This window comes from Roseateles sp. (assembly GCF_965229315.1).
In the GTDB taxonomy this organism is placed as follows: Bacteria; Pseudomonadota; Gammaproteobacteria; order Burkholderiales; family Burkholderiaceae_C; genus Pelomonas.
In genome coordinates, this window is sequence record NZ_CBDDJA010000002.1 from 1,992,696 (window position 1) to 2,005,128 (window position 12,433).

Here is a 12,433-nt window from a genome sequence, read left to right on the forward strand (position 1 = left end):
GAGGTGGGCGACAATCATAGGACCCGAAGAACTTGGACCACCCCGTACGGCTTCCCCGGCCCCTCCATGGCCGCAGCCCGCGACAGGCAAGGCACCTCCCTGGCTTTGCGCTCCACCACGGGCACACAAGATGCAAGAAAACACCCCCGAATTCGATGACGACGACGGCTTCGACCGTCCCAGCAAGAGCCAGCTCAAGCGCGACATGACCGCGCTGCAGGGGCTCGGCGAAGACCTGCTGAACCTGCCGGAAAGCCGCTGGGAGCCGCTGGCGCTGCCCGAGATCCTGTACGACGCGCTGCGCCATGCGAAGAAGATCACCAACTTCGAGGGCAAGCGCCGCCAGATGCAGTACATCGGCAAGCTGATGCGCAAGATCGACCCGGAGCCCATCCGCGAGGCGGTCGCCGCGTTCAAGCTGGGCCATGCGCAGGACAGCCTGCGGCTGCACCAGTCCGAGCGCTGGCGCGAGCAACTGCTGGCCAACGATGCGGCGCTGCAGGAGTTCATCAACGAGCACGTGGACGTCGACATCCAGCAGCTGCGCAACCTCGTGCGCGCCGCGCGCAAGGACGCGGCGAACGAGCCCGAGAAGCGCAGCGGCCGGGCGTTCCGCGAACTGTTCCAGTTCATCAAGGCGTCTGAGCCCGCCGCTGATGCCGATGAGTGATCCGGTTCCTGAACTTGTACGCATTGGCATCGTCTCGGTCAGCGACCGCGCATCCAGCGGCGTCTACGAGGACAAGGGACTGCCCGCCCTGAAAGACTGGCTGACCGGCGCGCTGCTGAATCCCATCGAGTTCGTGCCGCGCCTGATCCCCGACGAGCAGGCCGGCATCTCGGCCGCGCTGGTCGAACTGGTCGACGACGAACGCTGCGACCTGGTGCTGACCACCGGCGGCACGGGGCCCGCGCCGCGCGACGTGACCCCCGAGGCCACGCTGGCCATCGCCGACCGCGAGATGCCAGGCTTCGGCGAGCAGATGCGCCAGATCTCGCTGCACTTCGTGCCGACGGCCATCCTGTCGCGCCAGGTGGCGGTCATCCGCGGCCGGGCGCTCATCATCAACCTGCCCGGCCAGCCCAAGGCCATTGCCGAGACGCTGGCAGGCCATGAGCAGGCCAGCGGCATCTTCGCGGCCGTGCCCTACTGCATCGACCTGATCGGCGGGCCCTACCTCGAGACGCGCGACGAGGTCTGCCAGGCCTTCAGGCCCAAGAGCGCGCGGCGTCCGTCGGCGGCCTGAGCCCGGCCGGCGCCATCGCCGCCAGCGCGGCCTTCACCCGGTCCAGCGGCTGGTTGCTGCTGATGCGCGGCCCCTGCTCATCGCCGCCGGACTGCAGCCCCACCCAGGCGTTGCGCCCCGAGTGCTTGGCGGCGTACAGCGCCTGGTCGGCCAGGTTGACGACCTGTTGCCAGGTCTTTCCCGATGGCCGCCCGGGCTCGTAGGGCATGCAGGCGAAGCCGATGGAGCAGGTCACGTTCAGCGGGCTGCCGTCATCCAGCACGAACGGCGTGGCGGCGATGGCCGTGCGCATGCGCTCGGCCAGTTCCTCGGCGCGGACCCGGTCCGTGTCGCGCGCCACGGCCAGGAACTCCTCGCCACCCCAGCGCACCAGGTAGTCCGACTCCCGCAGCACCGCGCGCAACCGGGCGCCGAACTGCGTCAGCACCGCGTCTCCGGCCGCATGGCCGTAGTAGTCGTTGACGCGCTTGAAGGCGTCGATGTCCAGCAGCAGGAAGACGCTGTCCGTGTCCAGCGGCTGGGAGCCGGCCGCCCGCACCTCCTGCGCGCGGCGCTGGCTGGCGGCCAGGTCCTGCTCGATGTGCTCGGCCAGGAAGCGGCGGTTGTGCAGGCCGGTCAGCGGGTCGGTCACGCTGCTCATCTCGAGCTGGGCCGACTTTTCCTCCAGCGCGCGGTGCAGCGCCTCCAGCTCCACCGTGCGCGCGCGCACCTTGCGTTCGAGCTCATGCTGGCGCGCCTTGAACATGCGCGTGCGCAGGCCCACCGCGGCGAACGTGAGCCCAGCCAGGGCTAGCACCAGGCCAGCACGGAACCACCACGTCTGGTGCCAGGCCGGCAGCACGCGGATGGGCAATGCCAGCTCGCCTTCGCCCCAGGCGCCGTCGCGGTTGGAGGCGCGCAGCAGCAGCCGGTAGTCGCCTGGCGGCAGGTTGGTGTAGGCCGCCAGCCGGTGTGCCGCGTCCGCAGACACCCAGTCGGCATCGAAGCCTTCCAGCTTGTGCGCATAGCGGTTGCGTTCCGGCGCCGAGAAGTCGGTCGACGAGAACTCGACGGCCAGGCTGTTGGCGTCGGGCAGCACCGTCAGCGCGGCGCTGCCGGGCGGCAACGGCCGGCCGCCCTGCTTGATGTCGGTGACGAGCACGCGCGGCCGGTAGTTCCAGTCCTGCAGCTTCTCCGGCCGCACGACGGTCATGCCGCCGGCGCCACCGAACAGCAGTTCGCCACGCTCGGTGCGGGCCGCCGCGGCCGTCCAGTAGGTCGGAAAGACGACGCCCTCGGCCCGACGCAGCGCACGCACGGTCAACTGCTGCGGGTCGATGCGGGCCAGGCCGTTGTCAGTGCTGGCCCAGACCTGGCCTTGCAGGTCCTGCAGCAACGCGTTGACCGTGCCGTCGGGCAGCCCCTGCGCCATGCCCAGGCGCTGCGGTGCGTCCGCCTCGCGACCCGGCACCGGCAGGATGTCGACGCCGCCGCCGTAGCTGCCCACCCACAGCCGGCCGGCGTCGTCGGTCAGCAAGGCCGTGATGAAGCCCGCCGACAAACGCCCGGCCTGCTGCGGCCCGGCAGGGAATTGCGTGACGGCGCCGCTGGCGACATCGACCCGGTTGAGCCCGTTGCGGGTGCCGACCCACAGGCCACGGCCGGGCGCCGGGGCGAGCACGGTCACGCGCTCGTCGCTCAGGCCGGGCGCGGCCAGCTTCACCGGCTCGGCGCGGCCACTGGCGACGTCCATGCGCCACAGCCCGTCGGCCTGGCCGCCGATCCACAACGTCGGCCCATCGGCCAGCAATGCCCAAACCGACGCTGCCGGGTCGCGGCCCTGGAGCTTGACGCGCGCCACGCGCCGCCCCGCCGCGTCCGCCCGGTACAGACCGCGCTTGGTGCCGATGAAGTAGTCGCCGTCCGGCGCGCGGGCCATCGCCAGCACGATGTCCTGCGGCAGCGCCGTCTCCGGCCGCGTCGCGTCGGGCTTCATCACCGCGACGCGCGTGCCGGCGGCGTCCAGGATGTCGATGCCGCTCTTGTGCGTGCCCAGCCACAGCCGGCCGTCCGGCATCGGCTGCACCCAGCTGATCTCGGTGCTGACGAAGCTGGCGTCCATCGCATCGCCAACGTCGGGGCCGGCGCCGAAGCGCGTCAGCACGGCGGTCTGGCGCGGGTCGTAGCGGCTCACACCGCGGCTGGACGCCACCCAGACGAGGCCGGCGCGGTCGCGGTAGATCTTGCGCAGCGCGTTGTCCGCCAGGCTCATGGGCCAGGCGGGCACATGGCGGATGCGGCGCGTATCGCCGCGGTCCAGGTCCACCGACACCAGGCCCTGACCCAGCGTCGCGATCCACATCTCGCCCGGCTGGATCTCCAGCAGGCTGGCGATCTGGCTGGTGCGCAGCAGGTCCTGCCCGTCCGGCGTCGCGGCCTCGCGCACGGCCCTGGCCGGCGCGGCGCCGTCGTCGCCCAGCACGAAGACGCCGTCGTGCAGCGTGCCCACCCAGATGCGGCCGGCCTGGTCCTGGGTCAGCATTTCCGGCTGCGCGGTGCTGCCCGCCTGCAGTGGCACGGGCGTCAGCGCGGCCGAGCCCGGCTCGCGCCTGAAAAGGCCCGCCGTGCTGCCCAGCCACACCGCGCCGCGCCGGTCGCGCATGACCACGCGCACCTGCGGCCCGGCCGCGGCGGCCCAGGCGCCGGACCGGCTGGCGTGCTCGACGTGGCCGGTGGCGGGGTCCAGGCGGTCCAGCCCGGCGTCCGTGACGACCCACAGGCCGCCGTCGCCATCGTCGGCGATCTGGCGCACGCTGACGTGGCTCAAGCCCCGCTCGCCGCCGCACGGATAGGCGACGAAGCGGTCCGTCGCCGGGTCATGGCGCAGCAGGCCGGCCGCGCTGGTGCCCACCCACAGGCGCCCGCGGGCATCGCCGTGCAGCGTCTGCACGTAGTTGTCCGGGAGCGCGCCGGGCCGCTGCGGGTCCGCCTGGTAGACGCGGAAGCGGTAGCCGTCCCAGCGCGACAGCCCGCCCAGGCTGCCCACCCACAGGAAGCCCTGGCCGTCCTCGGCGATGGCCGTGGCGATCGCATTGGGCAGGCCCTGGTCCTGCGTGACGTGCTGGAAGGCGATGTCCGCGAGCTTGGACCAGCGTTGACCCTCGGGCGCTGCCTCGGCCGGGTGGGCCAGGACCGCGCCAAGCATCAGGCCCAGCGCGAATCGCCAACCGTGGAAAAGCGTCGTTCGGAACTCGCGCAGCAGCAAAGCAGGTCGACACAGCGGGCCACCGGCCCTGAAGCGGCGATTCTGCGGCATGCCCATGGCCGTTGCGCGGCACCTCAACGCCGCGCAGGCGCCCCTATTTCACGAGCCGGTTCATCTCCGCGGCGTCGAACGCCTCGGCACGCTGGGCGTCCGCCGGCACGCAGTCGCCCGAGGGATGGCCCGTCTGCGCGGACAGCTTGCACATCGCCTCCCACAGCAGCGCGATCTGGTGGTCGTGGCCGGCGGCGCTGTCGATGAGCCCGCGCATGGCCATGGCCAGCGGATCATCGCCCTGGGTCAGGCCGTAGGCCGAGAAGCCCATCCTGGCGGCCGCCTGCTCGCGCGCCTGCTCGCTGGCCGCCTCGATGATGCGGGCCGGGTTGCCCACCGCCGTGGCCCCGGCCGGCACGGGCCGCGTCACCACCGCGCCGGAGCCGATGCGCGCGCCGGCTCCCACCGTGAAGCCGCCCAGCACGCAGGCGTTGGCGCCGACGATGACGCCCGGCCCCAGCGTCGGGTGCCGCTTGGCGCCCTTCAAGAGCGAGGTGCCGCCCAGCGTCACGCCCTGGTAGATGGTGCAGCCTTCGCCGACTTCGGCCATCTCGCCGATGACGATGCCCATGCCGTGGTCGATGAAGACCTTGCGGCCGATCTTGGCGCCGGGATGGATCTCGATGCCGGTCAGGAAGCGGTTCCAGTGCGACACCCAGCGGCCCAGCCACCGCAAGCCGTTCATCCAGAACCACTGCGCGCGGCGGTGCAGCCAGAGCGCATGCAGGCCCGGGTAGCAGGTCAGCACCTCCCACGCCGACCGCGCAGCCGGGTCGCGTTCAAGGATGAGGGCGATGTCTTCGCGCAGGCGCTGGAACATGGAACTGCCGCAGGGAAAAGGGCAGCGCAGTGTAGGTGCGGGGTCAAGAACCCGTCGGGCCGACGGTCTTGCTCATCTGGCGCGCCACGCCGCGCAGGATGTGCACCTCCTCCGTCGTGAGCGCTGCGCGGTTGAAGAGCTGGTTCAGGCGCGGCATCAGCTTCCTGGGCGCCGCGGGGTCGAGGTAGCCGATGTCGGTCAGCGCCGCCTGCAGGTGCTCCAGCAACCCTTGCACGGCGCGGGCGTCGGCCAGCTGCACGTCGGGCGTGCGCGGTTGCACGCCGAAGCCGCCCAGCGCCTGGCGCAGGTCGTAGGCCAGCAATTGCACCGCTTGCGCCAGGTTCAGCGAGCCGTAGCCGGGATCGGTCGGGATGCTGAGCACGGCGTGGCAGCGGTAGACGTCGTCGTTGCTCATGCCGTAGCGCTCGGAGCCGAACACCAGCGCCAGGCGCGGCGCGGCCTCGCGGGCGGCAAGCTCGGCGAACAGCGCCCGCGGCTCGCGCGTGGGCGGGCCGAAGTCGCGCGGCGTCATCGCCGTGGCGCAGGCGAAGTCCACACCGTCCAGCGCCTCGGCCAGCGTGGGCACGACGCGGGCGCGGGCCAGGATGTCCGCCGCGCCGCTGGCCATGGCCACGGCCTCCTCGTGGCAGAGCACATCGGGGAAGCGCGGCGCGACGAGCACCAGGTCGCGAAAGCCCATCACCTTCATCGCCCGCGCCGTCGCGCCGACGTTGCCGGCATGGCTGGTGTGGATGAGAACGAAGCGTGTGGATTCCACGGGTTTGTACTGGCGTCGAGCTAGAATCGCGCGATTATCCGGGCCGTGTCCGCCACGACCCGCCGCTCTTTCCTTCTGTCGCCCCTTCTTCCCAGCGAGTGCTACGCATGCTGCAAACGTCCCACCATCCCATGCTCAATGTCGCCATCAAGGCGGCGCGTGCGGCTGGCGCCCTCATCAACCGCGCGTCGCTGGACCTCGAAGCTCTGCGCATCAACACCAAGAGCCCGAACGACTTCGTCACCGAGGTCGACCACGCCGCAGAAGGGGTGATCATCGAGACGCTGCTGGGCGCGTATCCGGACCACGGCATCCTCGCCGAAGAGTCGGGCCGCACCCACGGCGCCAAGCATTCCGAGTACGTCTGGATCATCGATCCGCTGGACGGCACCACCAACTTCATCCACGGCCTGCCGATGTACTGCGTGTCCATCGCGCTGACGCACCGCGGCGTCGTGCAGCAGGCCGTCGTCTACGACCCGACCCGCAACGACCTGTTCTACGCCAGCAAGGGCCGCGGCGCCTTCCTGAACGACCGCCGCCTGCGCGTGTCCAAGCGCACCCGCATGAGCGACGCGCTGATCGGCACGGGCTTCCCGTTCCGCCGCGGCGACAACTTCAAGCGCTACGTGAAGATGTTCGAGGAGGTCATGCAGCACTGCGCCGGCCTGCGCCGCCCGGGCGCGGCCGCCCTCGACCTCTGCTACGTTGCCGCCGGCTACTACGACGCCTTCTTCGAGACCGGCCTGCAGCCCTGGGACGTGGCGGCCGGGTCGCTCATCATCACGGAGGCCGGCGGCCTGATCGGCAACTTCACCGGCGAAGCCGACTACCTGCACCAGCGCGAAGTCGTGGCCGGCAACCCCAAGATCTACGCGCAGCTCGTGACCATCCTGTCGCCCTACACCCGCGTCATCAAGGACGAAGAGCCGGCGGCGGCGGCTGCCCCCATGGCCGCGACCGAGGCCGCGACCGAGGCCGCCGCGCCTGTTGCCAAGAAGCGTGCGCCGGTGCGCATCAAGCGCGACGAGGGTGGCGACGCGCCGCTCTGAGCCCCCGCGGCGCTCGCCCTCGAAGCCCTCCTCGCGAGGGCTTTGTCGTTTTCGGGCGTGACGGATTTGGCGGCCTTCGCCATCGCGGATGCCACGGGCCGGGAAGGTGTGACTTGCGCACGGCCTGCCCCCTGGCTTGAGGGGGGCGGCTGGCCAAAATGCGTCCTGCAGCGCGGCCACACGCCGCAAGACCTGTTCAACAAGCCTGAAAGAGTCCCTGATGTTCGCCCGCTCCGCCATCGCCCTCGCCCTCGTCGCCGCCGCATCGCTGGCCCATGCCGATGCCAAGGTCCTGAAGAAGGTCGCCCCCGACTACCCCGGCGAAGCCGTCAAGAAGAACATCACCGCCGGCAGCGTGCGCGCCAAGATCGCCATCGCCGGTGACGGCAAGGTCTCGGGCGTGGACATCGTCGAAGCCGAACCCAAGCGCGTCTTCGACCGCGCCGCCGTCGACGCGCTGAGCCAGTGGAAGTTCGAAGGCACCGGCGCGCCGCAGACGCATGAGGTGAAGCTGGTGTTCAAGTCGGAAGACTGAAGCCAGGCGCCGTCCGGCCTGCAGGCCGCGATGCCCCCCCACAAGGCCCGCAGCGCGGGCCTTGTGCTTTTCCGGCGTCACTCGTCCCGGACGATCACCTCGGCCAACCCGGCCGGTCCGGTGCGGAACTGGTAGGACGCCACGCCATCGTCCGCCCCACCGGGCGGCTTGAACAGCGCCACCAGCAGCGCGCCGCCCTCCCGCCACCCCACACCCGAGCGACCCACGATGGCCAGCCACCACTGCCCCTGTACCAGCACGGGCAGCACGCGGGGATCGGCGTTGGAAAACACGGTCAACATCGGATCGAGCCACCGCTCGTCGGCCCCGAACACGGGAAAGGGCGGGTTGAAGACCTTGTCGGCGCGGGTCGCCGATTCGAACCTGCCGAACACCGCCAACGTGGCGGCGTCCGGTTGGCGCCCGCCGTTGAAGGCCTGCACATCGAGAGGTTGGCCACGGACCCGTGAGTCTTCGTAGCTCGCGGCCAGCCGCTGCGCTGTCGGCTGCGCGTTGTCGCAGACCTGCGCGCCAGGCAGGCAGAAGCGCTGTCCCAGCGACAGCGTCGTCTGCCGCCTGATCTCGATGCTGCAAAGCCCGGTCCATGCACGGCTGCTTCGGCCAGCGATGCGGTAGCGGATGTCCGGGCTGGTCATCGTCGGCGCCCCGCCCACGACCAACGCCGGATGTCCCAGCACTTGGGCGAAGCGGGCCGATTCGGTGACGCACAGGTTCATGCCGTCCAGTGTGAAAGGGGGCTGCAGCTCCCGTGCAGCCCGGCCTGGCAGCGCTTCCACCAGCACCAGCGTCTGGCAGTTTGCCGTGCCGCCGTACTCGCTCGCCATGTAGACCGGCAAGCCCGCTAGTTTTCGTACGTCGAGCGGTCGGTCATGGGGCGCGCCGACGGCCTCGCGCCAGCGCGGATCGCGGGCCACGGCGTCGACGATGGCGGACGGCGCTGCGGCCGCAGCGGGTCGAACCCAGGCGAACAGCGGATCGAGCCGGGACCAGGTGCTCGCCGGCGCACGCCGCGCCTCTTCGGCCAGACGCGTGCACAGCGACGGCTCGGCCAGCCCGGCCCGCGAGCCCATCACCAACGTCAGCGCCGCGCCGACCCGCAAGACCTTGTTCACCGTGCTCTCCCGGCGGAGCACTGGGGCACCCCGCTTAAACTGGTGCGCATTCTGAAGCCCTCCGCCGGGGGGCTTTGCTATTTGCCCCACGCCGATGAACCAGACCGCTGACTTCAGCGCGCACACGCCCATGATGCAGCAGTACCTGGGCCTGAAAGCCGACTTTCCGGACACGCTGCTGCTGTACCGGATGGGCGATTTCTACGAGGTCTTCTTTGATGACGCGCGCAAAGCCCATGCGCTGCTGGACATCACGCTGACCCAGCGCGGCCAGAGCGCCGGGCAGCCCGTGATCATGGCCGGCGTGCCGGTGCATGCGCTGGAGAGCTATCTCGCCAAGCTCATCAAGCTCGGTGAAGCGGTGGCCATCGCTGAACAGGTCGGTGAGGTCGGCGCGGGCAAGGGGCCGGTGGAGCGCAAGGTGGTGCGCGTCGTCACGCCGGGCACCATCACCGACACCGAGTTGCTGGCCGACAAGCAGGACGCGGTGCTGCTGGCCGTCTCCGGCCACGGCCGCCGGCACGGGCTGGCCTGGCTGTCGCTGACGCAGGGCGAGATCGGCCTGGCCGAATGCAGCGACGTGGAACTGCCGGGCTGGCTGGCGCTGCTGTCCCCGGCCGAGGTGCTGGTCAACCGCGAACAGCAGCCGGCCGGCGTCATGAAGGCGCGTTTCCCGGTGACGAACCGGCCAAGCTGGCAGTTCGACGGCGCCTTGGGCAACCGCAAGCTGTGCGAGCAATTGGCGGTCGCCAGCCTGCAGGGCTTCAACGCGCATGAAATGGTGCTGGCGCATGCGGCCGGCAGCGCGCTGCTGGCCTTTGCCGAACACACCCAGGGCCGCGCGCTGGCCCACGTGCGGTCGTTGCGCGTGCAGCGCGCCAGCGACCTGCTGGACCTGCCGCCGGCCACGCAGCGCAACCTGGAGCTGGTGCAGACGCTGCGCGGCGAGTCGTCGCCGACGCTGTTCTCGCTGCTGGACACCTGCAAGAGCGGCATGGGCAGCCGCACGCTGCGGCAGTGGCTGCTGCATCCCAAGCGCGACCGGGCGGAAGCGATCTCGCGTCACGACGCGATTGCGGCGCTGCATGCGGAAGGCTTCGAGCCGCTGCGCGAGGCGCTGAAGTCGGTCAGCGACGTGGAGCGCATCTCCGCCCGCATCGCGCTGCGCCAGGTGCGCCCGCGCGAGCTGACGGGCCTGCGCGCGACCTTGCAGGTGCTGCCGCAGCTGCGTGCAGTGACGCCGGCTGCCCTGCGTGATGCAGCGTTGACGCCGCCGACCGACATCCTGGATCTGCTGGAGCGCGCCATCGCGCTGGAGCCGGCCCTGCTGACGCGCGACGGCGGCGTCATGGCCGACGGTTTCGACGCCGAGCTGGACGAGCTGCGCGGCATCCAGCAGAACTGCGACGGCTTCCTGCTGGACCTGGAAACGCGCGAACGCGCCCGCACCGGCATCGCCAACCTGCGTGTGCAGTTCAACCGCGTGCACGGCTTCTACATCGAGGTGACGCAGGGCCAGGTCGACAAGGTGCCGATGGACTACCAGCGCCGCCAGACGCTGAAGAACGCCGAGCGCTACATCACGCCGGAGCTGAAGGCATTCGAAGACAAGGCACTGTCCGCCAACGAGCGGGCGCTGGCGCGCGAGAAGCTGCTGTACGAGCAGGTCATCGACGCGCTCATCACCCGCCTGGCGCCGCTGACCGCGCTGGGCCGCACGCTGGCCGGGCTGGATGCGCTGGCGGCGCTGGCCGAGCGTGCCATCACGCTGAACTGGTGTCGGCCGGAGTTCGTTCCACAGCCCTGCCTGGACATCGAGGCCGGCCGCCACCCGGTCGTGCAGGCCCGCCTGTACGAAACCGGCGGCACGGAGTTCATGCCCAACGACTGCAAGCTGGATGCGCGCACCAAGCTGCTGGTCATCACCGGCCCGAACATGGGCGGCAAGAGCACCTTCATGCGCCAGGTGGCGCTGATCGCGCTGCTGGCCGCCATCGGTTCCTACGTGCCGGCCACCCGTTGCCGCCTGGGCCCGATGGACGCCATCCACACGCGCATCGGCGCGGCGGACGACCTGGCCAACGCGCAGTCCACCTTCATGCTGGAGATGACCGAGGGCGCGGCCATCCTGCATTCGGCCACCGACCAGTCGCTGGTGCTGATGGACGAGATCGGCCGTGGCACCTCGACCTTCGACGGCCTGGCGCTGGCGTCGGCCATCGCCAGTCATCTGCACGACAAGACGCGCGCCTTCACGCTGTTCGCCACACACTACTTCGAGCTGACCGAGTTCCCGGCCAAGCACACGCTGGCGCAGAACTGGCACGTGTCGGCCGTGGAGAGCGGCGAGGACATCGTCTTCCTGCACGAACTGCAGCCCGGCCCTGCCAGCCGCAGCTACGGCGTGCAGGTCGCGAAGCTGGCCGGCATGCCGGCCAGCCTGGTGCGCCAGGCACGCGCGACGCTGGAAGCGCTGGAGACGCGCTCGAACGCGGCCGACGACCAGTTCGACCTGTTCGCCGCACCCCCTGCCCCACCGCCGCTGCCCGAGCCCAGCGCGCTGGTGGCCGCGCTCGCCGGCATCGACCCCGATGCACTGTCGCCGCGCGAGGCGCTCGACGCGCTGTACCAGCTCAAGAAGCTCGCCAAGGCATGAGCGCTGCCCGGCCGCCCGAAGGCTCTCGGCGCCAGCTCGCCGGGACAGCGCGCAGCGCGAAGGGTGCCCGGTGACCAAGACGCTCGTCTTCTCCCACGCCAACAGCTTTCCCGCCGGCTGCTACCGCGTGCTGTTCGAGCGCTGGCGCGCGGCCGGCTGGCGCGTCGAGGCGCTGGACCGCTTCGGCCACGATCCGCGCTTCCCCGTCACCGGCGACTGGCGCCGGCTGCGCGACCAGCTCATCCATTTCATCGAGCACGACGTGAGGCCCGACGGCCCCATCGCGCTGGTGGGCCATTCGCTGGGCGGCCTGCTGAGCCTGATGGCCGCGTGCCGCCGGCCCGACCTGGTCAATGGCCTGGTGATGCTGGATTCGCCCGTCATCGCCGGGCTCCGCGCCGCCGGCATCGCCGTGGCGAAGACGACCGGGCTGATCCACCGCTACGGCCCGTCCAAGATCGCCCGCGAGCGCAGGCAGAGCTGGCCCGACCGCGCGGCAGTCCACGCGCACTTCGCCGCCAAGAAGGCGTTCGCCCGCTGGGACCCGCGTGTACTGGCTGACTACGTCGAGGCAGGCTTCGAGGAGCTGGACGGCCAGGTGCGGCTGCGCTTTCATCGCGAGGTCGAAGCCCACATCTACCGCACGCTGCCTCACCACCTGCCGCTGCTGCTGCGCCTGCGCCCGCCACAGTGCCCGGTGAGCTTCGTCGGCGGCACGCGCTCGCGCGAGCTGCGCCAGGCCGGTGCCGCGGCGTCGCAGCGGCTGGCGGGCGAGCGCTGGCGCTGGATGGAGGGCTCGCACCTCTACCCGTTCGAACAGCCGGATTCGACGGCCGACCTGGTGCTGGCGCTGCTCGCCGACCAGGCCCGCTGACGGCCGGGCCCCGACGCCTCCCGTACAATCTGAATTTCCCACC

10 protein-coding genes are annotated in these 12,433 nt (G+C 70.9%); 6 read left to right on the forward strand and 4 right to left on the reverse strand.

Annotation, left to right across the window (positions count from 1 at the left end; genetic code table 11):
- Positions 1-130: 130 nt before the first annotated feature.
- On the forward strand, positions 131-670 hold the full coding sequence (yjgA, locus tag ACO07H_RS14010; RefSeq protein ID WP_422015135.1) for a ribosome biogenesis factor YjgA: 540 nt from the start codon (positions 131-133) through the stop codon (positions 668-670).
- Positions 663-1,247, forward strand: coding sequence for a molybdopterin adenylyltransferase (gene mog, locus ACO07H_RS14015; protein ID WP_422015137.1), 585 nt, complete (start codon positions 663-665; stop codon positions 1,245-1,247). Before yjgA ends, mog begins: the two co-directional genes overlap by 8 nt.
- Here the strand turns inward: mog and ACO07H_RS14020 are convergent.
- The 3 genes from ACO07H_RS14020 to ACO07H_RS14030 all read right to left on the reverse strand — a co-directional run bounded on the left by ACO07H_RS14020 (position 1,210) and on the right by ACO07H_RS14030 (position 6,140).
- Entirely contained in the window at positions 1,210-4,431 is a 3,222-nt protein-coding gene (locus ACO07H_RS14020) for a ligand-binding sensor domain-containing diguanylate cyclase (protein WP_422015139.1), read from the reverse strand. The two genes, mog and ACO07H_RS14020, sit on opposite strands and share 38 nt — an antisense overlap.
- A 154-nt stretch (positions 4,432-4,585) precedes the next feature.
- Positions 4,586-5,362, reverse strand: a complete 777-nt coding sequence (gene cysE / locus ACO07H_RS14025; protein WP_422015141.1) for a serine O-acetyltransferase — start codon at positions 5,360-5,362, stop codon at positions 4,586-4,588.
- Positions 5,363-5,405: 43 nt separating this feature from the next.
- The gene (locus ACO07H_RS14030) at positions 5,406-6,140 is read right to left on the reverse strand and encodes an RNA methyltransferase (protein WP_422015143.1); all 735 of its coding nucleotides are present in this window, start codon (positions 6,138-6,140) and stop codon (positions 5,406-5,408) included.
- A gap of 110 nt (positions 6,141-6,250) precedes the next feature.
- Between ACO07H_RS14030 and ACO07H_RS14035 the strand changes: the two genes are divergently transcribed.
- Positions 6,251-7,192: an inositol monophosphatase family protein gene (locus ACO07H_RS14035; RefSeq protein ID WP_422018641.1), complete on the forward strand. Its 942-nt coding sequence runs from the start codon at positions 6,251-6,253 to the stop codon at positions 7,190-7,192.
- A gap of 220 nt (positions 7,193-7,412) precedes the next feature.
- Positions 7,413-7,727 carry a TonB family protein gene (locus tag ACO07H_RS14040; protein ID WP_422015145.1) on the forward strand — a complete coding sequence of 105 codons (315 nt, stop codon included), beginning with the start codon at positions 7,413-7,415 and terminating at the stop codon, positions 7,725-7,727.
- Between the two features lie 77 nt (positions 7,728-7,804).
- Here ACO07H_RS14040 and ACO07H_RS14045 read toward each other — a convergent pair whose 3' ends face one another.
- On the reverse strand, positions 7,805-8,860 hold the full coding sequence (locus ACO07H_RS14045) for a hypothetical protein (RefSeq protein ID WP_422015147.1): 1,056 nt from the start codon (positions 8,858-8,860) through the stop codon (positions 7,805-7,807).
- Positions 8,861-8,954: 94 nt separating this feature from the next.
- Here ACO07H_RS14045 and mutS point away from each other — a divergent pair, with 94 nt between their 5' ends.
- Together mutS and ACO07H_RS14055 are read left to right on the forward strand one after the other, a co-directional pair.
- Positions 8,955-11,516, forward strand: coding sequence for a DNA mismatch repair protein MutS (gene mutS / locus ACO07H_RS14050; protein ID WP_422015149.1), 2,562 nt, complete (start codon positions 8,955-8,957; stop codon positions 11,514-11,516).
- A 70-nt stretch (positions 11,517-11,586) separates the two neighbouring features.
- Positions 11,587-12,390, forward strand: coding sequence for an alpha/beta hydrolase (locus tag ACO07H_RS14055; RefSeq protein WP_422015151.1), 804 nt, complete (start codon positions 11,587-11,589; stop codon positions 12,388-12,390).
- Positions 12,391-12,433: the final 43 nt, after the last annotated feature.